Origin of the sequence: Anaeromyxobacter sp. Fw109-5 (assembly GCF_000017505.1) — a bacterium.
Classification (GTDB): Bacteria; Myxococcota; Myxococcia; order Myxococcales; family Anaeromyxobacteraceae; genus Anaeromyxobacter.
On sequence record NC_009675.1, the window covers coordinates 39,830 to 65,858 of the forward strand.

Annotated in this window: 21 protein-coding genes; 9 read left to right on the forward strand and 12 right to left on the reverse strand. The window is 74.3% G+C overall.

The window, feature by feature from the left end; translation table 11 throughout:
• Positions 1–62: 62 nt before the first annotated feature.
• Positions 63–1,514: an MFS transporter gene (locus ANAE109_RS00165; protein WP_011984357.1), complete on the reverse strand. Its 1,452-nt coding sequence runs from the start codon at positions 1,512–1,514 to the stop codon at positions 63–65.
• A 170-nt stretch (positions 1,515–1,684) separates the two neighbouring features.
• On the opposite strand from ANAE109_RS00165, the gene ANAE109_RS00170 reads away from it, so the two are divergent.
• Positions 1,685–2,713, forward strand: coding sequence for an SDR family oxidoreductase (locus ANAE109_RS00170; protein ID WP_011984358.1), 1,029 nt, complete (start codon positions 1,685–1,687; stop codon positions 2,711–2,713).
• 82 nt (positions 2,714–2,795) lie between these two features.
• Here ANAE109_RS00170 and ANAE109_RS00175 read toward each other — a convergent pair whose 3' ends face one another.
• The 3 genes from ANAE109_RS00175 to ANAE109_RS00185 form a co-directional block, all read right to left on the reverse strand.
• Positions 2,796–4,043 (reverse strand): OmpP1/FadL family transporter, encoded by a 1,248-nt coding sequence (locus tag ANAE109_RS00175; protein WP_011984359.1) that lies wholly within the window; start codon positions 4,041–4,043, stop codon positions 2,796–2,798.
• Between the two features lie 20 nt (positions 4,044–4,063).
• The gene (locus tag ANAE109_RS00180; RefSeq protein ID WP_011984360.1) at positions 4,064–6,991 is read right to left on the reverse strand and encodes an alpha/beta hydrolase; all 2,928 of its coding nucleotides are present in this window, start codon (positions 6,989–6,991) and stop codon (positions 4,064–4,066) included.
• A 255-nt stretch (positions 6,992–7,246) separates the two neighbouring features.
• Positions 7,247–8,626: an OmpP1/FadL family transporter gene (locus ANAE109_RS00185; protein WP_011984361.1), complete on the reverse strand. Its 1,380-nt coding sequence runs from the start codon at positions 8,624–8,626 to the stop codon at positions 7,247–7,249.
• A gap of 329 nt (positions 8,627–8,955) precedes the next feature.
• Between ANAE109_RS00185 and ANAE109_RS25450 the strand changes: the two genes are divergently transcribed.
• The 4 genes from ANAE109_RS25450 (at position 8,956) to ANAE109_RS00200 (ending at position 12,799) form a co-directional block, all read left to right on the forward strand.
• Positions 8,956–9,120, forward strand: a complete 165-nt coding sequence (locus ANAE109_RS25450) for a symporter small accessory protein (RefSeq protein ID WP_200860876.1) — start codon at positions 8,956–8,958, stop codon at positions 9,118–9,120.
• Positions 9,121–9,129: 9 nt separating this feature from the next.
• Positions 9,130–10,743: a sodium:solute symporter gene (locus ANAE109_RS00190; protein WP_011984362.1), complete on the forward strand. Its 1,614-nt coding sequence runs from the start codon at positions 9,130–9,132 to the stop codon at positions 10,741–10,743.
• A gap of 71 nt (positions 10,744–10,814) precedes the next feature.
• Positions 10,815–12,047, forward strand: coding sequence for a hypothetical protein (locus ANAE109_RS00195; protein WP_011984363.1), 1,233 nt, complete (start codon positions 10,815–10,817; stop codon positions 12,045–12,047).
• 59 nt (positions 12,048–12,106) lie between these two features.
• Positions 12,107–12,799: a hypothetical protein gene (locus ANAE109_RS00200; protein ID WP_011984364.1), complete on the forward strand. Its 693-nt coding sequence runs from the start codon at positions 12,107–12,109 to the stop codon at positions 12,797–12,799.
• 23 nt (positions 12,800–12,822) lie between these two features.
• On the opposite strand, the gene ANAE109_RS00205 is transcribed toward ANAE109_RS00200, so the two are convergent.
• From ANAE109_RS00205 to ANAE109_RS00225, 5 genes are read right to left on the reverse strand one after another with little or no spacing between them, the layout of a single operon-like run.
• Positions 12,823–14,148 (reverse strand): phenylacetate--CoA ligase family protein, encoded by a 1,326-nt coding sequence (locus ANAE109_RS00205; RefSeq protein WP_011984365.1) that lies wholly within the window; start codon positions 14,146–14,148, stop codon positions 12,823–12,825.
• A 10-nt stretch (positions 14,149–14,158) separates the two neighbouring features.
• On the reverse strand, positions 14,159–14,602 hold the full coding sequence (locus ANAE109_RS00210; RefSeq protein ID WP_011984366.1) for an ACT domain-containing protein: 444 nt from the start codon (positions 14,600–14,602) through the stop codon (positions 14,159–14,161).
• Positions 14,599–15,939 (reverse strand): phenylacetate--CoA ligase family protein, encoded by a 1,341-nt coding sequence (locus ANAE109_RS00215; RefSeq protein ID WP_011984367.1) that lies wholly within the window; start codon positions 15,937–15,939, stop codon positions 14,599–14,601. Before ANAE109_RS00215 ends, ANAE109_RS00210 begins: the two co-directional genes overlap by 4 nt.
• A 56-nt stretch (positions 15,940–15,995) precedes the next feature.
• The gene (locus tag ANAE109_RS00220) at positions 15,996–16,481 is read right to left on the reverse strand and encodes an indolepyruvate oxidoreductase subunit beta (protein ID WP_011984368.1); all 486 of its coding nucleotides are present in this window, start codon (positions 16,479–16,481) and stop codon (positions 15,996–15,998) included.
• Positions 16,474–18,093 (reverse strand): thiamine pyrophosphate-dependent enzyme, encoded by a 1,620-nt coding sequence (locus ANAE109_RS00225; protein WP_011984369.1) that lies wholly within the window; start codon positions 18,091–18,093, stop codon positions 16,474–16,476. The genes ANAE109_RS00220 and ANAE109_RS00225 overlap by 8 nt, the downstream gene beginning before the upstream one ends.
• Positions 18,094–18,224: 131 nt before the next feature.
• Here ANAE109_RS00225 and ANAE109_RS00230 point away from each other — a divergent pair, with 131 nt between their 5' ends.
• Together ANAE109_RS00230 and buk are read left to right on the forward strand one after the other, a co-directional pair.
• Positions 18,225–19,178, forward strand: coding sequence for a phosphate acyltransferase (locus ANAE109_RS00230; RefSeq protein ID WP_011984370.1), 954 nt, complete (start codon positions 18,225–18,227; stop codon positions 19,176–19,178).
• Complete coding sequence (buk, locus tag ANAE109_RS00235; RefSeq protein WP_011984371.1) at positions 19,175–20,275, forward strand: butyrate kinase; 1,101 nt, start codon at positions 19,175–19,177, stop codon at positions 20,273–20,275. Before ANAE109_RS00230 ends, buk begins: the two co-directional genes overlap by 4 nt.
• A gap of 211 nt (positions 20,276–20,486) precedes the next feature.
• Here buk and ANAE109_RS00240 read toward each other — a convergent pair whose 3' ends face one another.
• The 3 genes from ANAE109_RS00240 to ANAE109_RS00250 form a co-directional block, all read right to left on the reverse strand.
• Positions 20,487–21,443: an NAD-dependent epimerase/dehydratase family protein gene (locus ANAE109_RS00240; protein WP_011984372.1), complete on the reverse strand. Its 957-nt coding sequence runs from the start codon at positions 21,441–21,443 to the stop codon at positions 20,487–20,489.
• Between the two features lie 86 nt (positions 21,444–21,529).
• The gene (locus tag ANAE109_RS00245; RefSeq protein WP_011984373.1) at positions 21,530–23,467 is read right to left on the reverse strand and encodes a DUF4105 domain-containing protein; all 1,938 of its coding nucleotides are present in this window, start codon (positions 23,465–23,467) and stop codon (positions 21,530–21,532) included.
• A gap of 56 nt (positions 23,468–23,523) precedes the next feature.
• Positions 23,524–24,024: a DUF3015 family protein gene (locus tag ANAE109_RS00250; RefSeq protein WP_011984374.1), complete on the reverse strand. Its 501-nt coding sequence runs from the start codon at positions 24,022–24,024 to the stop codon at positions 23,524–23,526.
• A gap of 210 nt (positions 24,025–24,234) precedes the next feature.
• Between ANAE109_RS00250 and ANAE109_RS00255 the strand changes: the two genes are divergently transcribed.
• A complete protein-coding gene (locus tag ANAE109_RS00255) occupies positions 24,235–25,038 on the forward strand; it encodes an electron transfer flavoprotein subunit beta/FixA family protein (RefSeq protein WP_011984375.1) in 804 nt (267 codons plus the stop codon).
• 20 nt (positions 25,039–25,058) lie between these two features.
• Complete coding sequence (locus ANAE109_RS00260) at positions 25,059–26,021, forward strand: electron transfer flavoprotein subunit alpha/FixB family protein (RefSeq protein ID WP_011984376.1); 963 nt, start codon at positions 25,059–25,061, stop codon at positions 26,019–26,021.
• The last annotated feature ends 8 nt before the right edge of the window (positions 26,022–26,029 follow it).

A 26,029-nucleotide genomic window follows, 5' to 3' on the forward strand; every position in this document is an offset into this window, starting at 1 on the left:
CGAGTAGGCCGAGGTCGGACGCGCACGTCCGCGGTCGGTTGGGGTCCTACGGCCTCCGCGCCTCAGCGGACCCGTCCGGGCGCGATGGGCCCGGTGGCCTCGCCGAGCGCACGGTGCGGAGGCGTCGCGCGGCGTCCGCGCTCGACCGTGGCCCACGCGGTGACGCCGCCCAGGGCGCACAGCGCCGCGGAGATCGTCATCGCTCGCTGGAACCCGGAGGTGAAGCTCCCGGAGGCCACCTCGGCGGGGGCGATCCCGGCGGCCAGGGGCAGGACGGCCACCGCGAGCAGCCCCGCGACCCGGGCGACGGCGTTGTTCACGGCGGAGGCCACCCCGGCCCGCTCCACCCCCACCGCCGAGAGGGCCGCCGAGGTGAGCGGCGCGATGGCGAGGCCGAGCCCCACGCCGAGCGTCGCCACGCCGGGGAAGACGTCGGGGAGGTACGCGGCCCCCGGCGTCACGCGGGCGAGGAGCGCGAGCCCGGCCCCGGCGACGAGCGCGCCCGCCGCCATGGGCGGGCGGTTCCCGACGCGCGCGGCGAGGCGGCCCGACCAGGGCGACAGCACGAGGATGCAGAAGGTGAGGGGGAGGAGGGCCGCACCGGCCGCGAGCGGGGACCAGCCGAGGCCGCGCTGCAGCTGGAGCGCGAGGAGGAAGGTGGCGCCCCCGAGGCCGAAGTAGAGGGCGAGGGTGGCCGCGTTCACGCCGGTGAACTGGCGCGAGCGGAAGAGCGATGGCGGGAGCATGGGGGCGGCGCTCCGACGCTCGACGAGGGCGAACGCGGCGAGCGCCGCGAGGCCGCCCGCCGCGCCGACCAGGACGCGGGGTGAACGCGCGGCGCCGCCGGTGGCCTCGATGAGCGCGAAGGTGAGCGCGCCGAGACCGACGGCGGCGAGCGCCGCTCCGGCCAGGTCGAGCCGCGCCCCCCGCCGCCCGCGCGACTCGGGCACGAACCGCACCGCCGCCCAGACGCCCAGCGCCGCGAGCGGCGGGTTCACGAGGAACACCGCGCGCCACGAGACCGCGTCCGCGAGCCAGCCGCCGAGGAGCGGGCCGAGCGCCGTCGTCACGCCGGAGAGCCCGGCCCACGCGCCGATCGCGCGCCCCTGGTCCTCCGGGGCGAAGCAGCTGCGGATGAGGGCCAGGCTGCCGGGGACGAGCAGGGCCGCGCCGATGCCCTGCACCGCCCGCGCCGCGACCAGCGCGCCGGCGCTGGGGGCGATCCCGCAGAGGAGGGACGCGAGCGCGAACCAGACGAGACCCACGGTGAACACGCGCCGGCGGCCGTGACGGTCGCCGAGGGCGCCCGCGGGGAGCAGCAGCGCCGAGAGCGTGAGGAGGTAGGCGTCGAGGGTCCACTGCAGCGCGCCCAGGCTCGCGCCGAGCTCCCGCCCCAGCACGGGCAGGATGACGTTCACCACCGTCGCGTCGAGGAACGCGAGCCCCGAGCCGAGGACGGCGACGAGCAAGACGCCCCTCCCCGCCCGGCTGCCGTAGCGCAGCGTCCCGTCCATCGCAGAGACCTAAGCCGCGCGCGGCCGGCGCGCGGCCTGGCGCCGCGCGGCCCCGTCCTCTCCCCCACGCTCCCCCGCGCCAGGCGCTCGCCCGGCCGGGTCCAGGACCGGGTGGCGGCGGCCCCGGCGCCGCGTGCGCATGATGCTGGCGCGCGACAAGGAGATGACACGTGCGGCGACTGGAGACCTGGACCGCGCTGGCGATCGTCGGAGGGGCCGCGGCGCTCACCCTCTCGCGGCGGATCGGGCGCGTGCGGCTGCCCGGCAAGATCGCGCTCGTGACGGGCGGCTCGCGCGGGCTCGGGCTCCTCGTCGCCCGGGAGCTCGGCCGCCGAGGCATGCGCGTCGTGGTGCTCGCCCGCGACGAGGAGGAGCTCGAGCGCGCCCGGAGCAGCCTGGCGGCCGAGGGGATCGACGTCACCGCCCTGCCCTGCGACGTCACCGACGAGGAAGGGATCCAGGGGCTCGTGGCCGACGTGGAGCAGAACCTCGGCCCCATCGACGTGCTGGTGAACAACGCGGGCATCATCCAGGTCGGCCCGGTCGAGACGATGAAGCCGGACGACTACCGGCGGGCGATGGACGTGATGTTCTGGGGGGCGCTCAACGCCGCCGAGGCGGTGCTGCCCGGGATGCGGCAGCGGCGGCGCGGCACCATCGTGAACGTCACCTCGATCGGCGCCGCGGTCGGGCTCCCCCACCTCGCGCCGTACGACGCGGCCAAGTTCGCCCTGCGCGGCTGGTCCGAGGCGCTCGGGGCGGAGTCGATCCGCCACGGGGTGCGGGTGGTGACCGTGGTCCCCGGGCTCATGCGCACCGGCTCCTTCGGCCACGCCCTCGTGAAGGGCAAGCGCTACGCCGAGGCCAGCCTGTTCACCCTCTTCGCCTCGCTGCCGCTCGTCACCGCCAGCGCCGAGCGCGCGGCGCGCCGGATCGTCCGCGCCGTCGAGAACGACGAGCGCTTCGTGGTGATCGGCCTGCCGGCGAAGGGGCTGCGGCTCGCGCACGCGCTCTTCCCGGGCACGGTGGTGCGGACCCTGGGGATGGTGAACCGGCTCTTGCCGCCGGCGGAGCCCGGCGCCCGCGAGGCGATCCCCCTGCCCGGCGAGCTGTTCCGCCGCGGCCTCGCGCGCTCGATCCTCACCGCGCTCGGGGATCGCGCCGCGCGGCGCTACAACGAGGAGCCCGAGCCGGCGTAGCGGATCGGGCCTGACACACCACGGGCGGCGGCGTCGTCCACCGCCGCCCGCGTCGCGTCTCGGGCTCCTGGCCGGCCGGGCTCTAGCGCGCCCGGGCGGCGCGGGCCAGGTCCGTGTTCCAGCTGAGGCTCAGCGAGGTGATCATGATGTCGGTCTGGAACGTGCCGGGGAACGCGATGTCCCCCTCCGTCTCCACCTCGTCGCGGTAGCCGTAGAAGAAGGCGGCGTTCACGGCGAGCCCGCGCTTGCCGAACGCCCAGGTGAGCCCGGTCGACACGCCGGTGGTGTTCGAGTCCGGGAGCGTCGGCGAGTAGGTCGTGTCGCGCAGCCCGGAGGTGTCGCGCATGAGCCCGAGGCGCAGCGCGAGCGCGGGCAGCGCCTGCCACTCCACGCCGCCGCGGACGACCTGGCCGTTGCGGTAGTCGCGGGGCACCGTGAGCGTGAGGCCCGCGTCGCCCTCGAAGGTGTCGTCCACGTACTCCACCCAGCGCGACCAGGAGTACTGGAGCGTCAGGAGGACGGGCTTCGCCGGGCGCCACCCTACGCCCACGTTGAGCAGGTTCGGCAGCGTCACGTCGTGGGACACGCCCTGGTCCCGCGTGTCCGCGCTCTCCAGGGACGGCGGCACCACGAAGTTGCCGTCGCCCTCGAGCGTGACGTGCGCCTTGTGCTTGTAGTCGACGCCGAAGACGAGCGGGTAGGAGGGCACCGGCTGGATCTCGGCGGACACCTGGTAGGTGACGCCGCCGCCCTTCGTGTCGAGCTCGCCGTACGCCGCCGGGATGGGCTGGATGCCCTGCTTCAGGTACTCGAACCCGTAGTACCAGACGAGCCCGCCGCCGAGGCGGAGCTGCGGGAGGACCTCGTAGCCCGCGGTGGCGTAGGTGCCGAAGAAGCGGCGCTGCACCTCGACGATGCGGCCGCGCCCCTCCCAGTCGTCCTCCCAGAACACGTTGCCGCCGAAGGGCTGCGTGAAGCCGACGCCGACGCCGAAGCCGCGGTCGGCGAGCTTCGTGCCCCAGCCCGCGTAGATCGCGACGGGGGTCACCGGCTCGAAGCGGGTCTGGGCGTGGCCGGCCGGCCCGCGGGCCGGGTCGCCGTCCCACTCCGTCCAGATGTTCAGGAGGGAGCCGCCGACGGAGACCGTGGGGCCCTCGAGCTTCGAGAGCGCGGCCGGGTTGAGGGACGCCGCGGCGGCGTCGACCTGCACGGCCACCGCGGAGTGGGAGAGCGCGAGGTCGCGCGGGTTGACGGAGATGACCTCGTACCCGCTCGCCGAGGCGAGGGCGGGGGCGAGGAGGAGCGTGGCGAGGATCGGCGTCGTGCGCATGGGGTCAGTCCTCGTCTCGATCAGGGGAGCGCGTTCGTGGCGGGACCGGGGTTGCCGGTCGAGAGGAACTCGGCGAGATCGGCGCGGACCTTCACGCCGTTGGCCGGCGAGGCGATGACCCCGTGCAGCTCCGCGGGGCCGAGCGCGGACGTGTAGAGCGTGACGGGCATCTCGCCGAGCGCGTAGAGCAGCCCGTTGAACGGGTTCGGGACCACCGGATCGCCCTGCACCATCTGCCCGTAGAGGGCGGTGGTCTCCGGCGCGAGCGGCCCGAGGGCGGTGACGAGCGCCGCGCTGGCGAGCGCGTTCGTGTCCGCCTCCGCGGCGTAGTTGAGCGGCTCGGCCGGGTCGAGGATCCACTTCGCCACGATGAGCGTCTGCGCGTAGCGGGCCGCGACGGCCGGGTCGAAGGCGGCGTTCGCCGAGTCGACCTTCTCGAAGGTGAACCCGGGGATGAGCGTCGCGAAGAGCGCGCCGACGCGCTCGCGGAACGCGGGGGCGTTCGTGAACACGTCCACCATGGTGCCGCCCGTCACGTTGAAGGCGGCGCGCCCGATGCGCGGGTTGGTGGCGGTCAGGCTCGTGCCGATCATGCCGCCGAGCGAGACGCCGGCGAAGTGGACCTCGAGCGGATTCACCGCCACGCCGGAGCCGAGGAGCGCCGCCTGGAGCGGGTCGTTCGCCTGCTGCGGGACGCCCTGGGGCGGACGCGCCACCGCGAGGACGAGGGCGGAGTGGTCGAGCAGGTCCTGGCGGATGGCGTCGCGGATCCGGAAGAAGTTCTCCGAGATGAAGTAGTTGCCGGAGGCGGTGGTGGTGAGCCGCGCCGGGTCGAAGGCGAGCGCGCCGCCGGTGCACACGCCCGGCGCCTTCTGGTTCGAGGCGTCGAGGGTGCAGGTGCCGCCGTCGCAGTCGTCGTTCGAGTCGCAGTACGCGCGATCCCCGTGGAAGGGCGCGTCGATGGCGGCCACCACGAACCCGCGGGCGGCGAGGTCGTTCGCGACGGTGAGCAGCTGGTAGTGGCCGCCGTTGAGGCCGTGGTGGAACACGACGAGCGGGGCGCACCTCACCTGGCTGAGGGGCGGCTCCGCTCCGCAGGGCGAGGCGACGTTCTCGGGCCTCGGCACCGCGATGAGCGCCGGGATCTCCTTGCGGTTCGCGCTCAGCTCCGCCGGGCCCCACGTCGGCACCGCCGGGTTCAGCGCTCCGGTGGCGGCGTCGAGGACGTCGAGGGTGGCGATGTTCGCGGTGTGGAACCTGGCGACGCTCGGGAACGCGCCCGCCGGGAGTCCGAAGGACGTCGGGTCGAAGTCGGCCACCTGCGAGGGGGTGAAGATCGCGGTGGCCGCGGCCGCCTCCGCGCCGTACGGCAGCCCCGTCAGGCTCGCCGAGACGTCCGACACCGACTGGGTCGAGAGCGTGTAGGCCATCACGACCCGGTGGCCGTCGAGCTCGAAGGTGGGCGCGACGAGCTGGACCGCGCCGCGCAGCGCCTGCAGCGACCGCGCGTCGGTGGCGGAGATGCCGCCCACCGTGGACTGACCCGTCGCGGGATCGTACAGCGGACCCTCCAGCTCGAAGAGGATCTTGCCGAGGGTGCTGCGCGCGAGCCCGTCGTTCCGGAGGTCCTTCACGCCGTCGGTGATCACCACCAGGTAGCGGGCCTTCTGCTTCAGCGGCGGGAGCGGCGCGATCGTGGTGGGGCTCGTCGGGACGGGGATGGCCGGCTGCAGGCCGATGGCGGAGGACACCTGCGTCCCGCCCACCGTCACCTTCAGGTTGGGCGGCTGGGTGAGGTACTCCGGGCTACCGCCGCTCGTCACGTCCACGAGCCGGCGCGTGGTGGGCGGCGTGGTCGCGCCGGTCGGGATGAGCTCGTAGATGCGGACCGTGTCGTGGGTGATGGTGCTCGCCTGGACCGGCGCCGAGAGGGGGGCGAGCAGCAGGCTCGTCGTGGAGAACCCGTCGAGCGTGGCGAGCCCCGGCGCCGCGGGCCCGAGCGACGGGAGGTTGCGGACGTAGAAGCGGGTCTCGTTCGTGCCCGGAACCGGGCGCGTCGGATCGAGGAGGAAGTCGGACGGGAAGGGGAGCTGCCCGGAGCCCGAGTCGGTGAGGACCGCGGCGCCCGTGGACAGGGGCGCGATCTCGAAGGTGGCGATGCTCGCCACCTCGGCGCGTGGGAAGGCCGCGTCGATCGCCTCGAAGGCGGGGACGATCCGCGGGTCGGGCGCCGGCGCCCAGCCCGCGGCGCCGGCCGTGTTCCACTCGAGCGGCTTCCACAGCGCGTTCTGGACGTTCAGGAGCAGGGCGAGCTCCGCCGGCTCGAGGCCGCCGGGCGGCTGGTTCTCGCGCTCGGACAGGTCCTCGTTCTCGAGGTTGAGCGCGATCGCCTTGTCGGGGCTCAGCGGCACGCCCTCGCGGGTCTTCACGCCGTTCGCGCCGCCGCGGGCGGCGAACACGTAGCGGCCGGGAGCGAGGCGCCGGCTGCCGCTCGCGTCCGCCCTGGGCTGGACGCGCAGCTCGCCCGGCACCTGGCTCTGCGCCGCGAGCGGCTCGGTGTCGACGCGCACCGCGGTGCCGTCGCCGAGCCTGAACAGCGCGAAGGTCTCGGGGGTGACGGTGGCCACGTCCACGGTGGGCCTCGCCGCGTCCACGTACTCGCCCGTCTCCGCGTCGTACGTCACCGCACGGAGCGGCACCGTCAGCGTGGGCGCCTGATCCGCAGGGAACCCGCCCTGGGCGGCGAGCAGCTCCAGGAACTGGCGGCCGGGGCCCGCGGGCAGGGTGGGCGCCGCGGCCAGCGCGAGGTCGTTCGGGGTGGGGATGTTGGGCGACGAGTAGCTCGCGATGACGGCGGACTCGGCGGGCGGCTCCCGGTCGACCGTCTCGGTGCAGGCGGCGGCGAGGACCGCCAGGGCGGCCAGGATGGGGGCGCGGCGATGAAGCATGAGTGGCTCCTCGTGACGCGGACGGGGAGTAAAGGAGGCTGCTGAAAGAGCTAGACCGATTTGCTGGTCAAAGCGCGCGAAGTCAAGAAAGAGCGCGCGTCGCGACGCGTCATGGTCAGCGCGAGAGGACAGGGACTCCGCGTGCACGTGGGGGTCGGCGCGGGTGCGCGAGGGCAGCGCGACGCGAGCGCGCCCATCGAACGCGGCGTGGCGCGCGCGTCGAGGACGACGCGCGCGCCACCCAACAGGGAGAGGTCAGAACGAGAAGCGAACCTGGGCGCTCGCGAGCCACACGCTCGCGTCGTACGAGCCCACGAGGTGCCCGCGCGGCGGGGCCGAGAACCCCGCCGGGGGGCTCGCGTCCACGTTGGGCAGGTCGCTGCTGGCCTCGTCGATGATGAGGTACGCGGCGCCGACGTCGAGCGCGGCCTGCCTCGTGAACGCCCACTGGACGCCGCCCGCCAGCCACCAGCGGTCCTCGTCCGGGAGGCGCGGCGTGCGGAACTCGTCCTGCACCGGCGTCCTGTCGTAGGCGGTGCCGAGCCGGATCTTCAGCGCCTCCGTCGCCCGATAGCTCGCGCCGAGACCCACGCGCCAGCTGTCGTCGAACTCGAGCGGCGTGCTCGTGAGCGGCGCGCCGCTCTCCCTGAAGATCGAGAGGTCCTTGAGCGTGGACCAGCCCGTCCACGTGTAGTCGGCGAGCAGCTCGAGCGCGTCGCCGACCGGCTGCGCGACCGCCGCCGAGAGCGTGTCCGGCAGCTCGATGGTCGTCTGGATGGCGCCGTCCGGAAGCCCGGCGGCGAGCAGCGCGGGCCGGTTGGCGAAGGAGACGTCGCCCTTCACGTAGTGCTTGATGCGGGACCGGTACGACACCCCCACGCGCGTCTTCGTCGGGAGCTCGACCAGCGCGCCGACGTTCCAGCCCCAGCTCCACGTGTCGCCGGAGACGTTGGCGACGCCTTCGCAGCCGCCGGTGGCGCCACCGCAGCCCGACGCCGCGAGCGCGCCGAGCGCCGTCGCGCCACCCACGGCGAACGCGGCCGCGCTGTAGTTCACCGAGTTCGTCAGCTCGGCGTCGAGCCACTGGTAGTTCGCGCCGGCGCCGAGCGACAGCCAGGGCGCGACCTTCCACGCCACCGTCGGGTTGAGGTTGATGGTCTGCACCGCGGACTTGATGGCGTGGAAGCGGCCCATCCAGCCGGAGTCCCACTCCGTCTCGAGGCCGAACGGGACGCTCAGGCCGAGCCCCGTCCAGATCACGCCGGGAACCGTCTCGAAGGAGACGTAGCCGTTCGGGACCAGCGCGAGGGAGCCGCCGTCGCCGCCGGTGCCGCCGAGGGTGGGCTGCAGCGTGGCGGGGGTCGAGCCGCCGTCGCTGAAGTCGGGAGACGGCCGGATGAGGTTGAGCGCGGCCACCACCTGGAGCCCTTGGACCCGGGTCAGGCCGGCGGGGTTGAAGAAGATGGCGCTCGCGTCCTCCGCCGCGGCCGCCTGGCCGGCGTAGGCATTCCCGAGCCCGCTCCCGTTCTGCTCGATGAGCTGGAAGCCGGAGGCGAGGGCGCCGCTCGGCGAGGCGATGAGCGCGCACGCGATCGCCGCCGCGAGCGAAGCGCGTCGAATGAGGATCTTGTTCACGGGGACTCTCCTTCTTCCTGTTCCTGCGGAGCGATCGCGCCCGCCCACCGCTGCCGGGCGAGACCGATTTGCGTGTCGAACCGCCTCGGCACGACTCCCCGAGACCGACACCGTGCGTCACTGTAGCGGCGCGGCTCGCGGCCGAGTCAGTCCACGCGAGGCTCACCCCCAAGGAACGGGGCGAGGGGGAGCCGAGGGGGCCCGACGACGCGCTGCGTGATCGCCCGGTTCGCCCGGGAGGGTTGTGAGTCCCACTCGGGACCCGCTAGCATCGCCGTACACCCCGGCTCGCTCCCGTTCCGTCCGTCCCTGCCGCACCGAGGTCCCCCATGCTCGGATTCGCCGACGGCGGCGTCGCCGCCGCGTTCCTCCTCTCCGTCGCCAGCGCCGCCCTGTGCGTCGTCTACGGGCTCCTCAAGTGGAACGAGGACGAGGCCCCGCTGCCCACCCCGGTCCATCCCGCCGGCGAGCGCGTCGAGATCGACGACGTCTAGGAGGCGCACGTGAACGTCCCGCTGCTCGCGACCATCGTCGCGCTCTACACCGCCGTCGTCGTGTTCCTGGGCTGGCTCGGCTACCGCAACACGAAGAGCGCCGCCGACTTCCTCGTCGGCGGCCGCCAGATCCACCCGGTGCTCATGGCGCTCGCCTACGGGTCGACCTTCATCTCGACCTCCGCCATCGTCGGCTTCGGCGGCGTCGCGGCGCTGTTCGGGATGGGGCTGCTCTGGCTCACCGCCCTGAACATCCTCATCGGCATCTTCGTCGCCTTCGTCGTCTTCGGCCGGCCGACGCGCCGCCTCGGCGCCGCGCTCGACGCGCACACCTTCCCCGAGCTGCTCGGGCGGCGCTTCGGCTCGCGCTTCATCCAGGGCTTCGCCGGCGGGACCATCGCCCTGCTCATGCCGCTGTACGCGGCCGCGGTGCTCATCGGCGGCGCGCGCTTCCTGGAGGTGCAGCTGCAGCTGCGCTACGACCTCGCCCTCCTCGTGTTCGCCGCCATCACCATGGCGTACGTGCTGTTCGGCGGGCTGAAGGGCGTCGTCTACACCGACGCGTTCCAGGGCTCGCTCATGTTCGTCGGGATGATCGTGCTCCTCGTCACGACCTACGCGCTCACGGGCGGCGCGGGGGCGCACGACGCGCTGACGGACCTCGCCGGCCAGGTCCCGCCGGCGCTGCAGAAGGGCGGCCACCGCGGCTGGACCGCCATGCCGGCGCTCGGCTCGCCCATCTGGTGGCAGCTCGTGTCCACCATCGTGCTCGGCGTCGGCGTCGGCGTGCTGGCGCAGCCGCAGCTCACCCTGCGCTTCATGACCGTGAAGAGCGGCAAGGAGCTGAACCGCGCCCTCGTGCCCGGCGGCGTCTTCATCCTCTTCATGACGGGGGTCGCCTTCCTCGTGGGCGCGCTCACCAACGTCTACTTCTGGAACCGCGACGGGAAGATCGCGCTCGCCATGGTGGTGGACCCCGCCACCGGCAAGCCCAACGTCGACAAGCTCATCCCGACGTTCACCCAGGCCGCGATGCCCGAGTGGTTCGGCTACCTGTTCATGCTGACCTTGCTCGCGGCGGCGATGTCCACGCTCTCGGCGCAGTTCCACGTGATCGGCACCGCCATCGGGCGCGACCTCTACCAGGAGGTCGTCGCGCGCGGCGCGCACCAGGAGCGCACCGTCCCCATCGCCAAGGTCGGCATCTTCGCCGGCTTCCTCGTGACGCTCGTCCTCGCCTTCCAGCTCGGCGCCGGCATCGTGGCCATCGCCACCTCGCTCTTCTTCGGCATGTGCGCGGCGGCCTTCCTGCCGCTGTTCGTCGCGGCGCTCTTCTGGAAGCGCGCCACCAAGGCCGGCGCGCTCGCCGGCATGATCGCCGGGACCGTCGCGTGGGCCGGCTGGGTGCTCCTCGTGCACGAGAAGGAGTCCGCCGCGCTCGGGCTCGCGCGGCTCCTCTCCGGCAAGCCGAGCCTGGGCGCGGGGACGGTCTGGGCGGTAGTCGACCCCATCGTCGTGGCCCTGCCCATCTCGGCGCTCGTGACCATCGCCGTCTCCCTCGCGACCAAGCCCATGACGCTCGCGTCCGCCCCGCCCGCCCACGCCCGGCGCGACGCCGCCTGAGCCGTTCCCCCGCCGCTCCGCCCCGCAGCCCCCCACGCCCGCACGCGCCTCCGCCGTGCAGGAGGAACCCGATGACGCGCACCGCCCCGATGCTCGCCGCCTTGCTCCTCGCCTCGCCGCTCGCCGCTCGAGCCGAGGAGCCGCAGAAGCTCACCCTCGACACCTCCGGGTGGATCATCCTCAACACCTACGCCAGCTCCGGCGCCCTGAACGCCAACGACCTGCCTCGCTTCGCCAAGGCCGGCTCGGCGGACGAGGCGGCGCTCGGGATGGGCGTGCGGCAGAGTCGCCTCCGGGTGAATGCCGGCATCCCCTCCGACGGGCTCCTCTTCGACGCGAAGCTGAAGGCGTTCGTCGAGCTCGACTTCATGGGCGGGAACGCGGTCGGCTCGGACGACCCGTCGCTGCCGCTCGTGCGCCTGCGCCACGCCTGGGTCTCGGCGGCCTGGCCCCAGCGCGGGAACCTCTCGGTGCTGGCCGGGCAGACCTGGGGCATCGTGGGCGGCCCGTACTTCGCCCAGAGCATCTCGCACCTCGCCGTGCCGCGCTTCGCGGGGGCCGGCTTCCTCTACCGGCGCGCGCCGCAGGTGCGCGTCTCCGGCGAGCTCGGCCGGGCGTTCGGCGTCACCTACCAGGCCGGCGCCCTCGCCCCCATCGACCGCGCCGGCGTCACGGCCGACGCGGCGAGCGGCGCGCCGGGGCCGGTCGGCGAGCGGTCCGGCCTCCCCAACCTGGAGGCGCGGGTGGCGGGCGTCTACCGCCCCGAGGGCAAGACGCGGGCGGAGCTCGGCGTCTCCGGCCACTACGGCTGGGAGAAGTACTCCTTCGCCGCCACCGAGACCCGCGCCGCGGACGACTTCACCGCCCACAGCAGCGCGGTGGCGCTCGACCTGAAGCTCGAGCTCCCCTACGTGCAGCTCGTGGGCGGCGCCTTCTCGGGCGAGAACCTCGACATCCTCTACGCCGTGAACGCCAAGGGCGTGGTGCCGGACGCCGCCGCCGCGAGGGTCGCCAACGTGGAGACCCGCGGGCTCTGGGGGCAGGCCGCGGTGACGCCGGTCGCCGGCTACACGCTCCTCCTCGGCGCCGGCCTGGAGGACCCGCGGGACGCCACGCTCCCGGCGGCGAGCGCGAGCCCCATCCTCCGCAACGTGCAGTACTCGGCGGGCGCGCTCGTGAACCTCACCTCGAAGTGGCGCGTGGGCTTCGAGGTGACCCGCTACGTCACCGACACGGCCACGCCGGCCGGGCACGACACGTTCACCGGGAACCAGTTCGAGCTCTCCACGCTGCTCGCGCTGTGACCCATCGCCCACGCCCGGCGCCGATCGCGGCGCCGGGCAGGGCGGAGAGAGCGGACGACGTGGGATCCTCTCGCGGCCGCGCCGGCTGCGTCGCCGCGCTGGCGGCAGCCACGGTGCTCCTCCCCGCCTGCGCGGGGTGGAAGCGCGACCTCGTGGCGCGCACGAGCAGCGTGATCGAGCCGCTCGTCGTGCGCTGCGACGCCCCGCCCGCCCCGGGCGCGGCGCTGCGGGTGGCGTCGGTCACCGTCGAGGGCGAGCTGCACCCCAAAGCGAAGGTCGGCTCGCAGTTCGATTGGGGGCGGCCGTTCGAGGAGGACCCGAACCTGCCGGACTGGCTCCGCCTCGAGCGGAAGCCGCTCGTCGTCGACGCGGACGCCTTCGGCCGGACGCTGCGGGAGGACGCGCAGCGCCTCCTCGCCGCGAGCGGGGGCGAGCCGCCCGCCGGGGCGCACCTCTTCTTGCGCTTCGAGGACGTGCGCACCGTCGCGATCCCGGGGCGCTGGAACGAGCTGCGCGGGCGCGTCCTCGCGCGGGTCGCGTTCCGCGCGGCGCTCCGCGACGCCGCGGGCGGACGGCTCTGGTCGGGCGTGTTCGAGGGCGAGGCGGAGGACCGCGTCATCTACTTCCGCCAGGTGCACCACGAGCGGATGCTGTCCGAGGCGTACTGCCGCGCGCTGACGCGCTTCGGGGAGAGCCTCCCGGTCGCGGCGAGGGCCCTCGCGCCGGCGCGGGCGCCCGCCGGGGCGCCCTAGCCGGCGCGGCGGACGCCGCGACCTCAGGCGCGGCCGGTCCGCCGGTGATCGAGCACGCGCTGCGCCTTGCCGGCGGAGCGCTCGAGGGTGTTGGGCGCGACGAGCTCCACCGTCATGCGCACGCCGGTGACGGCGTGGATCTCCCGGTCGATGCGGTCGTGCAGCTCCTGGAGCTGCCGCATCTCGTCGCGGAAGTCCGCGGGGCGCATCTCCACCTTCACCACCGCCTCGTCGAGCGAGCCGGGGCGCGAGACCTCGATGAGGTAGTGCGGCGCGGTCCCCTCGACGCGCAGCAGCGCCTCCTCGACCTGCGACGGGAAGACGTTCACGCCGCGGATGATGAGCATGTCGTCGGAGCGGCCGACCACCCGGCTCATGCGCACGCCGGTGCGCCCGCACGGGCACGGGGAGCGGTCGAGCGCCGCGAGATCGCGGGTGCGGTAGCGGAGCACCGGCATCGCCTGCTTGGTGAGGGTCGTGAACACCAGCTCGCCCACCTCGCCGTCCGGGACGTGCGCGAGGGTGTCGGGATCCACGCACTCCACGAGGAAGTGGTCCTCCTGCACGTGCATGCCGGTGCGGTGGGAGCACTCGCCGGCGACCCCCGGGCCGACCACCTCGGAGAGGCCGTAGTTGTTGAAGGCCAGGATGCCGAGCTCGCGCTCGAGGGTGATGCGCATCTCCTCCGTCCAGGGCTCGCCGCCGAAGTGGCCGAACCTGAGCGGCAGCTCGCCCGGCCGGTAGCCCTCCGCGCGCGCCACCTCCGCGATGTGCAGCGCGTACGAGGGGGTGCAGACGAGCACCTCCGCGCCGAGGTCGCGGATGAGCATCACCTGGCGCGGCGTGTTCCCGCCGGCGGCGGGGACCACCGCGGCGCCGACCCGCTCGATGCCGTAGTGCAGGCCGAAGCCGCCGGTGAAGAGCCCGTAGCCGAAGGCGACGTGGACGAGGTGCTCGGGGCGCAGCCCGCCGGCCACCAGGAAGCGCGCCACCAGGCCGGACCAGGTGTCGAGGTCGGCCCGCGTGTACGCGACGAAGGTGGGCTTGCCCGTCGTGCCGGACGAGCCGTGCACCCGGGCCAGCTCGGCGCGAGGGACGGCGAGCAGGCCGAGCGGATAGCTCTGGCGGAGATCGTCCTTCGTCGTGAAGGGGAGGCGCCGGACGTCGTCCGCCGAGCGGATCGCGTCCGCGCCGGCGCCGGCGCGCCCGAGCGCGTCGCGGTAGAACGGCACCGCCGCCGCGCGGCGGACGGTCTCGGCGAGGCGGCGCGCCTGCAGCGCGCGCCGCTCGGGGACGGGCAGGGTCTCGGCGGGATCGAAGATCGCGCTCTCGAGCAGGGGCGTGGACACGGTCGCTCCCCTACGCGCCCGAGCGGGCGAAGAGCTCGTCGGAGGGGACGAGCTTCACGCCCGCCGCCTCGAGGAGCTTCGCGGCGCGGTCGGGGTCCTCGAGCCGGAAGAGCAGGGTGGCGTGGCGGCCGCGCTCGCGGGACGCGAACGCGTACATGTACTCGACGCCCACCCCGGCCTTCTCGAACGCCTCGAGCACCCCGGCGAGCCCGCCCGGGCGATCGGGCACGTCGACCGCGAGCACCTCGGTGACGTTCACCACGACCCCGGCCGCCTCGAGCACCTCCCTGGCGCGCTGCCACTCCTTCACCACTAGGCGAAGGATGCCGAACTGCGCGGTGTCGGCGAGCGACATGGTGAGGATGTCGATGCCGGCGTCGCCCAGCACCTTGCAGGGGAAGCGCAGCTGGCCGGGGCGGTTCTCGAGGAACAGCGAGAGCTGGCGGATCTTCACGAAACCCCTCCTTGGATGTTGCGGCGATCCGAGACGCGCTTCGCCTTGCCCTCGCTGCGGGCGAGGGTGCGGGGCGCGACGAGCGTCACCTTCGCGCGGATGCCGACGACGTGGTCGATCGCCGCCTCCAGCCGGCGCCGCAGCCCCTCCATCGCGCCGATGGTGTCGGAGAACACCTCCGGCGTCACCTCCACCTGCACCTCCATCTCGTCGAGCCCGTGCTCGCGGGTGAGGACGAGCTGGTAGTGCGGCAGGGTGCCCTCGACGGCGAGGAGCGCGGCCTCGATCTGCGACGGGAACACGTTCACGCCGCGGACGATGAGCATGTCGTCGGAGCGGCGGCCGATGCGGCGGATGCGGCGGATGGTGCGGCCGCAGGCGCAGGGCTCCGGGAGGAGCGCCGTGATGTCGCGCGTGCGGTAGCGGATCATCGGCATCGCCTCCTTCGAGAGCGTGGTGAGGACGAGCTCGCCCTCCGCGCCGTCGGGGAGGACGTCGCCCGTCTCGGGATCGATGATCTCCGGGAAGAAGTGGTCCTCGAAGAGGTGGAGCCCCTCGCGCCGCTGGCACTCGATCCCGACGCCCGGGCCGATGATCTCGGAGAGGCCGTAGATGTCGTGCGCCCGGATGCCGGCGGTTGCCTCGATGTGGCGGCGCATCTCCTCGGACCAGGGCTCCGCGCCGAAGACCCCCACCTGCAGCCGCTCGAAGGAGATGCCCGCCTCGCGGGCGCGCTCGACGAGGTGGAGCATGTAGGAGGGGGTGCAGCAGATGGCGGTGACCCGGAAGTCCTGGAGCACCATGAGCTGGCGCTCGGTGTTGCCGCCGGAGATGGGGATCACCGTGGCGCCGAGGGCCTCGCCGCCGTAGTGGGCGCCGAGGCCGCCGGTGAAGAGCCCGTACCCGTAGGCGTTCTGGATCACGTCGCCGCGGTGGAGGCCGCAGGCCGCGAACGTGCGGACCATCACGCTCGTCCACACCCGCAGGTCCGCCTCGGTGTAGGCGACCACGATGGGCTTGCCGGTCGTGCCGGAGGACGCGTGGAGGCGGACGACCTCCTCCATCGGGCTCGCGAACAGGCCGAACGGGTAGGTGTCGCGCAGGTCCGTCTTGACCGTGAAGGGCAGCCGCGCGAGGTCCTCGAGCGAGCGCACGTCGGCGGGCGAGAGGCCGCGCTCCTCCATCCGTCCGCGGAAGAGCGGCACGCGCGCGTAGGCGCGGGCGACGACCGACTGCAGCCGGCCGAGCTGGAGCCGGGCGAGCTCGCGCCGCGGCAGGAAGTCGGGCGCGCTCGCGGGGTGGAAGCCTCCCGGCGCGTCGTTCCACTGGGTCGTCAAGGAAGCTCTCCTCTTCGTCGATCCCCGCCCCACCGTCCGTGAAGGTCCCGCCGCCCCTACCCGGCCCGGCCCGCCGCCTCGCGGCCGAGCCGGAACGCCCGCTCGTTCACCTCGTGCAGCCGCTCGGGCAGCGCCGCCCGGATCGCCGCGAGCCAGTGCTCGTCGGGCAGATCGAGGTGGCGGGCGAGCGCGCCCAGCAGGGCGACGTTCAGGCTCTTGCGGTTCGGCAGCGCCGCCTCGTCCACGAGGTCGGGCGGGATGAGCACGCCGGCCTTCCCGAGCAGGGGCCGCGTGACGGCGACCTCGGAGGGGGAGAGGACCACGAGGTAGTGCGCCTCGCCGCGCGGCACCATGGGCGAGAGCACCTCGCGCCCGAAGCGGACGTCCGAGGTGACCGACCCGCCGCGCTGGCTCATGCCGTGGACCTCGGCCTTCTTCACGTCTCGCCCGGCCCGGAAGGCGGCGTCCGCGAGGATGTCCGACGCCTTGATGACGCCCTGGCCCCCGAGGCCCGCGAACACGACGTTCACCACGTCAGACATTCTCCACCTCCGGGCAGGCCGCGCAGCCCGCGGCGGCCGCCGCCTTCTCGTACTTGCGGATGTCCGCGGCGGCGAGGATGCAGGGGCGGCGCGCGACGATGACGGAGAGCTGCGGGCGGGAGAGCCGGCCCGCGAGGAGCCGCTCGAACCCGGCCGGATCGGCGATGGGGTCCACCACGTCCACGTTCGCGACCCCGAGGGCGCGCGCGAGCCCCTCGATCGAGAGCTTGGCGGTGGGCTCGTGATCGAGCGTGCGCCCCGTGCCCGGGTGCTCCTGCTGCCCGGTCATGGCGGTGGTGCCGTTGTCGAGCACCACGAGCACGTGGCCGGTGGGCGGCGGGTTGTAGACCATCTCCACGAGCCCGTTCAGCCCGGTGTGGACGAAGGTCGAGTCGCCGATGATGGACACCACCTTGCGGGCGTCCTCCTCGGGCAGCACGTGGCGCAGCCCCAGCCCGACGCCGAGCGACGCGCCCATCGCCACGCAGGTGTCCATCCCCTCGTACGGCGGCAGCACGCCGAGCGTGTAGCAGCCGATGTCGCCGGCCACGATGCAGCCGAGCTTCTTCAGGGTGGAGTAGACCGGGTGGTACGGGCACGCCTCGCAGAGCTGCGGGGGCTTGCCCTTCGGCGCCTCCGGCTCGGGCGAGAGGTCGCGCGCCAGGATCCGCCGCACGCGCGGGACGTCGAGCTCGCCGAAGCGGAAGGAGGGTGCCTTGCCCTCCACCGGGATGCCCGCGGCCCGGACCGCGTCGGCGATGACCGGGTCGCCCTCCTCGATCACCACGCAGCGCTCCACCGAGGCGGCGAAGGCGCGGATCTTCTCGAGGGGGAGGGGGTGCACGAGCTTCAGCTCGAGCAGGCTCGCCTCCGGCGCGGCCTCCCGGACGTGCCGGGCCGTCACGCCGTTGGCGATCACCCCGAGCGCCTTGCTCCCCTCGCGCCAGATCGCGAGCGGCGCGGTCTCGCCCCACGCCTCGAGGCTCTCGAGCTTCTTGCGCAGGCGGCGGTGGGCGGGGCGGGCGTAGGCGGGGATCATCACGCGCGAGGCGACGTCGCGCGCGAAGCGCGGCACCGGCGCGGGGGCGACGGCGGACTGCCGGGTGACGATCGACTTCGAGTGGCAGACGCGCGTCGTCATGCGCAGCAGCACCGGCAGCTGCCAGCGCTGCGACAGCTCGAGCGCGGCGAGGGCGAGCTCGTAGGCCTCCTGCGAGTCGGCGGGCTCGAGCATGGGGAGGCCGGCGGCGATGGCGTAGCGGCGGCTGTCCTGCTCGTTCTGGGAGGACGCCATGCCCGGGTCGTCCGCGGCGACCACCACGAGCGCGCCCGAGACGCCGGTGTACGCGGCGGTGAAGAGCGGGTCGGCGGCGACGTTCAGGCCGACGTGCTTCATGGTGACGACGGCGCGCGCGCCGGCGAAGGCCGCGCCGAGGCCGACCTCGAGCGCGACCTTCTCGTTCGGCGCCCACTGGGCGCGGCCGCCGAGCGCCGAGAACGCCTCGAGGATCTCGGTCGAGGGCGTGCCGGGGTACCCGGTGCCGAGGTGCACGCCGCCGTCCATCGCGGCGGCGGCCACCGCCTCGTCACCGGAAAGAAGCCGTCGTTCCATCGTTCGCGCTCTCCTCGTGATCGCGCGCGCCACATCACGGGACGTGCGGGGCGCCGCCGTCCGGGGTAAAAGCCGGCCGGCCCGTGCGCGATTCCGGGCAAAAGGAGCGGCATGATAGCGCGAGGGAAGCGATGATGCCCATCCCCACGCTCGAGCGGCTCGTCGCGGCCGCCCGCGCCGCCGGCCCGCTTCGTGTGGCCGTGGCGGCGGCCGAGAACGACACCGCCCTCGCCGCGGCCGCGCTCGCCGTCCGCCAGCGCATCGCGGAGATCGTGCTCGTGGGCGATCCCCAGGCGATCCGCGCGCGGCTCGCCGCCGCCGGCGAGGATCCCGCCGATTTCAGCGTCGAGCCGGCGGAGAGCGACGCCGACGCGGCGCGTCGCGCCGTGGCGATGGTGCGCGGCGGGGAGGCGGCCGTGCTCATGAAGGGCCGCCTGCCGACGGGCGAGCTGCTGCGCGCGGTGCTGGATCGCGAGGGGGGGCTCCGCGCCGGGCGGCTCCTCTCCGACGTGCTCGTCGCGGATCACCCGCTCTCCGAGCGGCCGCGCCTGCTCGGCGTGACCGACGGCGGGGTGAACGTCGCGCCCACGCTCCCGCAGAAGAAGGAGATCGTCGCGAACGCCGTCCGCCTCTTCCAGGCGCTGGGCTACGCGCGGCCGAAGGTGGCCTGCCTGTGCGCCGTGGAGACCGTGAGCGAGGTCATGGCGGCGACGAAGGACGCGCAGGCGCTCGCGGAGGCGAACGCGCGGGGGGAGCTGCCGGGCTGCGTCGTCTCCGGCCCGCTCGCCCTCGACAACGCCCTCAGCCCGGAGGCCGCGCGCGCGAAGGGCATCGACCACCCGGTGGCCGGCCACGCGGACGTCCTGCTCGTCCCGACCATCGAGACCGGCAACGCCCTCGGCAAGGCCTTCACCTACCTCGCCCGGCGCCACGTCGGCCACGTCATCGTCGGCGCGCTGGCGCCGGTGCTCATCCCGTCCCGCGTCGAGCGGGCGGAGGACAAGATCTACTCCATCGCCCTGGGCGTCCTCGCGGCGGCCTCCGAGCGCTGGCGCCGCGAGGGCGGCGGGAGGGAGCGGCCGTGACGGAGGCGACCCCGGAGCACGCCGGGCCGCTCGTGCTGGCGGTGAACCCGGGCGCGGGCTCGACGAAGCTCGCGCTCTACCGCGGCGACGCGCTCGTGCGCGAGGAGAAGCTCACCCACCCTCCGCTCATGGAGCGCCCCGCGGCGCGGGTCCTGGACGAGCTCCCCGCCCGCCTCGAGGCGGCGCGGGCGCTGCTCTCCGCCGCGGCGATCCCGCTCGGCCGCCTCGCCGCGGTGGTCGGCCGCGGCGGGCTCCTCCCCCCGCTCCGCTCCGGCACCTACCTCGTGGACGCCGAGATGCTGCGCGACCTCGCCCGGGCCGAGCGCGGCGAGCACGCCTCGAACCTGGGCGCTCCCATGGCGCGCGCGCTCGCCGACGACCACGCCTGCCCGGCCTTCATCGTGGACCCCGTGTCGGTGGACGAGCTCGATCCGGTCGCCCGCGTCTCCGGCCTCTGCGGGGTGGAGCGGCGGAGCCTCTCGCACGCGCTCAACATGCGCGCCGTCGCGAGACGGCACGCCGCCCGGGCGGGCCGCGCGCTCGAGGACCTCCGCCTCGTGGTCGTGCACATGGGCACCGGCGTCTCGCTCTCCGCGCAGCGCGACGGGCGGATGGTCGACGTCGTGAACCCACAGGACGAGGGGCCGTTCTCGGGCGATCGCGCCGGGGGCGTGCCGGCCATGGCGGTGGTGGAGCTGTGCTTCGCGCCGGGCGCGGAGGAGCGCGCGGTGCGTCGCCGGCTCTTCGGCGACGGCGGCCTCTACTCGCACCTCCGCACGCGCGACGCGCGCGAGGCGATCCGCCGCTGCGAGGCGGGCGACTCCCAGGCCTGCCTGGTGCTGGACGCCATGTGCTACCAGATCGCCAAGGCGGTGGGCGGCCTCGCCGCGGCGCTCGAGGGGCGCGTGGACGCGGTGCTCCTCACCGGCGGCATGGCCCACCTGCCGCACGTGGTGGAGGGCGTCCGCCGCCGCGTCGGCTGGATCGCGCCGGTGCACGTCCTCCCCGGCGAGGACGAGCTGCGCGCGCTCGCCGAGGGGGCGCTGCGCGTGCTGCGCGGCGAGGAGCGGCCACGGAGGTACGGCGACCGCGAGTGAGACCGCGACGCCCCGAGGGGAGGCGAGGCGCCGCGGCCCCTTTCCCGGCAACGACCCGACGAACGCCTTCCGTGGAATACCAGTACTCGCGGCGAAGACGACAGTACCTCACACAGGGTACCGCCCTCGCACCATCCGCTCTCCCCCTTTCACGGTAGGTGCGGGCCATTCTCCGCGCCGGGCCGCGCCTGGCCGCTGCCGTGTTCACGCCTCAGCGATCCGCCCCGAACCGCTCGCGGGCCCAGGCCACCGTCTCCGTCGCGCCGGCGTCGGGCGCGACGGGCACGAGCTCCGGGAACCTCGCCCGGAAGCGCCGGTCGTCCACCACGAACGGCTCTTCCCACTGGTAGAGCATCTCGTCGAGCTCGCGGACGATGGGGACGGCGAGCGCGATCGCGCGGACGAGCGGGCGCGGGAGCACGCGCAGGCGGATCTCCCGGCCGAGCGCGGCGGAGAGCCGGGCGACGAGCGCGCGCGTCGGCTCCGCGGGCGCGCAGGGCAGCATGAAGGTCCGGCCGAGCACGTCGTCGTCCGCGGTGCCGAGCGCGGCCAGGGCGCGGGCGACGTCGGGGATGAAGTGGTAGCTGTGAGGGGTGTCCGGGTTCCCGATCCAGGTCACGGGCCTCCCGCCGAGCGCGGCGGGCCAGAAGCGCGGGCCGAAGAACGACTGCTCCCCGCCCGGTCCGTAGAAGTCGGAGGCCCGCCCCACCACCGCGCGGACCTCGCCGCGGCGCTGGGCCTCGGCGAGGAGCGCCTGGGTGCGGGCGCGGATCTCGCCCTTCCGGCTCACCGGAGCGGGCGGGGTGTCCTCGCGCATGGGGTGGCCGCCGGTCCTGCCGAGGGCGTAGAGGTTGTCGAGCACGACGAGCCGCGCCCCGGCGCCGCCCGCGGCCCGCGCGAGGTTGGTCGCGAAGCGCGGGACGAGGTCCGCCCATGCGCGCGCGGAGTAGGGCGGGTTCATGCAGTGGTACACCGCGGCGGCGCCGCGGGCGGCCTCCGCGCAGAACGCCGCGTCGGCCGCGTCGCCGCGGAGGAGCTCGGCGCCCGGAGGCACCTCTCCCGCGCCTCGCCGAGCGACGCGCACGGCGAAGCCGCGGGCGGCGAGCGCTCGCGCGAGGTGCTGCCCGACCTGGCCGGCGCCGAAGACGACGTGCAGTGGAGCGATCATGCTCCGGGGCCATACCGCCGTCCCGCGCGGCGCGAAAGGCCCGCGGCGGAGCGCGGCGAGGGCGCGCCGCCGCTCCCGCGCGACGGTCAGCGGTAGAGGAGCAGGCCCGCCTGCACGTCGCGGTCCTCGGGCGCGGCCCGCGCCTCGACGGCGAGCGAGAGCGCGCGCGTGAGGTGCAGCCGGAGGGTGCCGGAGACGGACCAGGTCTGCTCCGGCGTGGCGAGGGGCAGGTAGCGCCAGCGCGCGTCGGCGAGGAGGACGGCGCGATCTCCGGCCCGGACGCGGACGAGGGCCGAGGGGCCGAGCCCGAGCCGCGCTCCCGCGCCGCGGATGCCCTCCAGGCTCGGCGCGCCGAGGAGCTCCGCGTCGCCCAGGGCGAGGAGGTCGATCGCGCCGCCGAGGTCCGCGAGGCCCAGGCCGCCGCCGAGCTCGGCCACGCCGGCGAGGCACCCCGCGCAGCCGGCGTCGCGCACGGTGGTGGCCCCGACGCGCATGCGCCACGACGGCCGCTGGTCCCAGCGCGAGAGGGGGTTCAGCGAGACCACCTTCACGAGCGAGGCGTCGTCGAGCTCGAGCCGGCTTCGCTCCGGGTAGTAGCGCAGGCGCGCCGGCAGGAACTCGATCTGCGCGGTGGGTGGGTAGCCCTGGAGCGGATCGGCGAGGTCGTGGAGGGCGAGGCGGCCCTCGAGCGCGGCGAACCCGCCGTACGCGCGCGACGCCCCGCCCATGAGCCCGGCGCGGAGCGAGCCGTGGCCGCGATCCGGCCGCCGCGCCTCGGGGGCGGGCACCTGCAGGGGGGCGCTCGGCACCGGCAGCTCCGCGCGTCGCTCGAGCAGCGCCTGGCGCAGCCGCGCGGCGCGGGGATCCTCGCCCATGACGAGCTTCCGCCCGTGGCGCAGGTCGAGCAGGTCCTGGGCGGCGTCGAGCACGGCGACGCGACGCGCGGGCGCGAGCGCGGGGGGGAAGGGCGCCGAGGGCCGGCTGGCGAGCTCGACCGCGGTGTCGAGCTCCAGGCCGGAGAGGGTCCTCGCGCGCGCCTCGAACTGCGTGCGGATGGAGGGGCGGTAGTGGACGGCGCGCACGAGCCCGGGGTTCGCGAAGAGCGCCTTGACGGTGTCGGAGGGCAGCACCACCCCGCCACGGACGCGAGCGAGCAGCTCGAGGCGCGGCGCCGCCGCCTCCAGCGCGCCGAGCACGTGGTAGCTGCAGTTCTCGTCGAGGTACCAGTACGCGAACCAGGTCCCGCCGAGCTCCCACAGGTGGCGGGCGAGGAGCGCGGTCTCGTCCGGCGTGAAGGCGAGGTCGTACTCCCACAGGTCGCGCGACTCGAAGTCTCCGTACTGCCGGACCTTGTAGTAGTACGCGTAGTGCTTGAACTCGCCCTTGAACAGGCCGAACACCCCCTTCACCGCGTAGAGGATGGCGTTCGAGGTGTCGACGGTGGCGGCGTAGTCCACGCCGTAGTCGAGCAGCTCGAAGTGCTTCCCCTCGCGCGCGCCCTCCGCCTTGTCGAGCCGGAGCAGGGTGTGGCCGAAGGAGGAGGACGGGTTGTTGAGGTAGTACGACGAGAAGACGAGGGTCACGCCCGCCGGCCGCACGCGGGCGAGGAAGTCGTCGCGCTTGGGGCAGCTGCGCGGCGGGAGCGCGGCGGGATCGAGCCCGAGCCGCGCGGCGAGGAAGGCGAGGCGGGCCGGGAAGCGGCAGACGGGATCCGACAGCTCGTCCGCGAAGGGCCCCGAGGAGAAGAAGCCCTCGAGGGTGGCCTCGAGCTCGGCGGCGGGGTCCTCCTTGCCCTCGGGGGCGAGGAAGAATTGGGGGCCGTCGATCTCGCTCTTCCAGCCGAAGAGCCCCTTGCGCCAGTGGCCGAGCCGGAGCCAGCCGAGGTCCTCGGCGAGCCGGGCGGCGCGGGCGCGCGCGACGTGGGGCGCGGCCGCCTGCGCGGGCGAGGGTACGGCCTCCGCGGCCCCCGCGGGCGCGGCGAGCAGGAACGAACAGAGAAGGAGCGCGGCGCCGGTCGAGGCCATCCGCGCTCCTGATTACCACGGGGGCCGCGCCAGGAGCGCCTGCCCCGGGCGGACCGCTAGCTCTTGCCGCAGCCGAGGCTCTGGTCGCCGTGCAGCGTCTCGAGGATGGCGCGCGTCACGTCCTCGTTGGACGCGCTCTCGCTCGGGAAGATGGTCTTGAAGTTCTTCTGCAGGGCGGCGCCGACCTTGTGCGAGTCCTCGCAGGCGTTGATCACGGTGAGCGCGCCGATCGCCTCGCCCTCGCCGCGGGAGATGTCCTTCGCGAGCGCCTCGCGGTTGGCCTCGACGAAGTTCTGCGTGCCCATGGCGAAGAGACCCGGGCCGCAGTTCGAGGTGCCGGTGGTGATGCCGAAGGTCTGCGTGCCGAAGAGGCCGTTCGTGGTGGCGGCGAGGATCTGCACGGCGCCCGGCGTGTCGCCGAAGGCCATCGAGCCGAGGCCGCAGCCGGCGGTCCCGTACTTGCCCGTGCCGCGGATGGCGGACTCGGCCTGCGACTGGGCGGCGGCGGGGAGGGCGAAGAGGACGGCGGCGATCGCGAGTGCGAAGGAGCTGCGCATCGGGGTTCTCCTTGGAGCGAGTTTGACGGAGCGAGAACGAGCCCGTCCGGGGGCTCGCGGTGCAGAACGTCGTATCCGCTCTCTCACGACAGCGCCTGTTTCTGGCTGCGCCCTCGTGGGGCGCAGGCGCCCGCCTTTTCGGTTGCGGTCCGATGCCGCGCTGCGCAATATCTCGGCCACCACGAACCGATTCGACAATCAGGTGCGCGCATGCCCCTCAAGATCCTGGTGACCGCCAAGCGGGTGGAGGACCCGGAGTCGAAGATCAAGGTGAAGCCCGACGGCTCGGGGATCGTCACCGACGGGGTCAACTACAAGATGAACCCCTTCGACGAGATCGCCGTCGAGGAGGCGCTGCGCCTGAAGGAGAAGCACGGCGGTGAGGTGGTCGTCGCCTCCATCGGGGGCGAGAAGTCCGCCACCGAGCTCCGCGCCGCCCTGGCCATGGGCGCCGACCGCGGGATCCTCGTGCGCCACGACGGTCCGCTCGACCCGGTGGTCGTCTCCGCGCTCCTCGCCAAGGTCTTCGAGCTGGAGAAGCCGGACCTCGTGGTGCTCGGCAAGCAGTCCATCGACGACGACCAGAACCAGGCCGGCCAGTACCTCGCCGCGCGCCTGGGGCTCGCCCAGGCCACGTTCGCCTCCAAGACGGAGAGCCTCGAGAGCGAGGCGGAGCAGAAGAAGCAGCCAGGGCTCGCGCTGGCGGCGGACGGCAAGACCCTCGCCGTCGTCCGCGAGGTGGACGGCGGCGTGGAGACGCTCGAGGTGACGCTCCCGGCGGTGGTGACCACCGACCTGCGGCTCAACAAGCCGCGCTTCGCCTCCCTCCCCGGCATCATGAAGGCGAAGAAGAAGGAGCTGAAGGAGCTCGCGGCGGCCTCGCTCGGCGTGGATCTCGCGCCGAAGGTGGTGGTGCGGAGGCTCTCCGAGCCCCCCGCGCGCAAGGGCGGCGTGAAGGTGCAGGACGTCGAGGAGCTGTGGAAGAAGCTCCACGACGAGGCGAAGGTCGTCTAGGCGCGCGGCGGAGGAACACCATGGCGAACGTCCTCATCGTGGCGGAGCAGTCCGGCGGCGCGATCCGCAAGGCGACGTTGCACGCGATCTCGGCGGGGCGCGAGGTGGCGCGCCGCACCGGCGGGGAGCTGCACGTGGCGCTCCTGGGGAAGGGGATCGGCGCGGCGGCCGAGGAGCTCGCCGGCTACGGCGCCGAGGTGCACGCCGCCGACGCCGCGGTGCTCGAGCACCCGCTCGCCGAGGCGCACGCGCCGGTGGTGGCGGAGCTCGCCCGCGCCGTGCAGGCGGCCTACGTCGGCGCGGCGGCGACGGCGATGGGCAAGGACCTCCTGCCGCGCGTCGCCGCCCTGCTCGAGGCGGGCATGGCCACCGAGGTGCTCGGCTTCGGCGGCGACGGCGCGGAGTTGACGTTCCATCGGCCGATGTGGGCGGGCAACGTCCTCGCCGAGGTCGCCATCGCCACGCCGGTGAAGGCGTTCACCGTGCGGGCGACCGAGTTCCCCGCCGCGGCGAAGGAGGGCAAGGGGGCCGTGATCCCGGCGCCGGTGAGCGTGGACGCGGGCGCCCTGCGCACCCGCTACGCGGGGTTCAAGGAGGTGAAGAGCGAGCGGCCGGAGCTCACCGAGGCGCGCGTGGTGGTCGCGGGCGGGCGCGGCACGAAGGGCGACTTCAAGGCCGTGGAGGCGCTCGCCGACGAGCTCAACGCGGCGGTCGGGGCGAGCCGCGCGGCGGTGGACGCGGGCTGGGTGCCGAACGACTGGCAGGTCGGCCAGACCGGCAAGGTGGTCGCGCCGGACCTGTACGTCGCCGCCGGCATCTCGGGGGCGATCCAGCACCTCGCCGGCATGAAGGGCTCGAAGGTGATCGTGGCGGTGAACAAGGATCCCGACGCGCCCATCTTCCAGCTCGCCGACTACGGCCTCGTCGCCGATCTCTTCAAGGCGCTGCCGGAGCTCACCGCGAAGGTGAAGGGCGCCCGTTGACGGAACGT

What these genes read in the sequence shown, in the direction of transcription:
- ANAE109_RS00260 (WP_011984376.1), top strand. Translation starts at nt 25,059, where the DNA reads ATGGCGAACGTCCTCATCGTGGCGGAGCAGTCCGGCGGCGCGATCCGC.
- ANAE109_RS00255 (WP_011984375.1), top strand. Translation starts at nt 24,235, where the DNA reads ATGCCCCTCAAGATCCTGGTGACCGCCAAGCGGGTGGAGGACCCGGAG.
- ANAE109_RS00230 (WP_011984370.1), top strand. Translation starts at nt 18,225, where the DNA reads ATGATGCCCATCCCCACGCTCGAGCGGCTCGTCGCGGCCGCCCGCGCC.
- ANAE109_RS00220 (WP_011984368.1), bottom strand. Translation starts at nt 16,481, where the DNA reads ATGTCTGACGTGGTGAACGTCGTGTTCGCGGGCCTCGGGGGCCAGGGC.
- ANAE109_RS25450 (WP_200860876.1), top strand. Translation starts at nt 8,956, where the DNA reads ATGCTCGGATTCGCCGACGGCGGCGTCGCCGCCGCGTTCCTCCTCTCC.
- ANAE109_RS00165 (WP_011984357.1), bottom strand. Translation starts at nt 1,514, where the DNA reads ATGGACGGGACGCTGCGCTACGGCAGCCGGGCGGGGAGGGGCGTCTTG.
- ANAE109_RS00245 (WP_011984373.1), bottom strand. Translation starts at nt 23,467, where the DNA reads ATGGCCTCGACCGGCGCCGCGCTCCTTCTCTGTTCGTTCCTGCTCGCC.
- ANAE109_RS00240 (WP_011984372.1), bottom strand. Translation starts at nt 21,443, where the DNA reads ATGATCGCTCCACTGCACGTCGTCTTCGGCGCCGGCCAGGTCGGGCAG.
- ANAE109_RS00225 (WP_011984369.1), bottom strand. Translation starts at nt 18,093, where the DNA reads ATGGAACGACGGCTTCTTTCCGGTGACGAGGCGGTGGCCGCCGCCGCG.
- ANAE109_RS00175 (WP_011984359.1), bottom strand. Translation starts at nt 4,043, where the DNA reads ATGCGCACGACGCCGATCCTCGCCACGCTCCTCCTCGCCCCCGCCCTC.
- ANAE109_RS00180 (WP_011984360.1), bottom strand. Translation starts at nt 6,991, where the DNA reads ATGCTTCATCGCCGCGCCCCCATCCTGGCCGCCCTGGCGGTCCTCGCC.
- ANAE109_RS00195 (WP_011984363.1), top strand. Translation starts at nt 10,815, where the DNA reads ATGACGCGCACCGCCCCGATGCTCGCCGCCTTGCTCCTCGCCTCGCCG.
- ANAE109_RS00250 (WP_011984374.1), bottom strand. Translation starts at nt 24,024, where the DNA reads ATGCGCAGCTCCTTCGCACTCGCGATCGCCGCCGTCCTCTTCGCCCTC.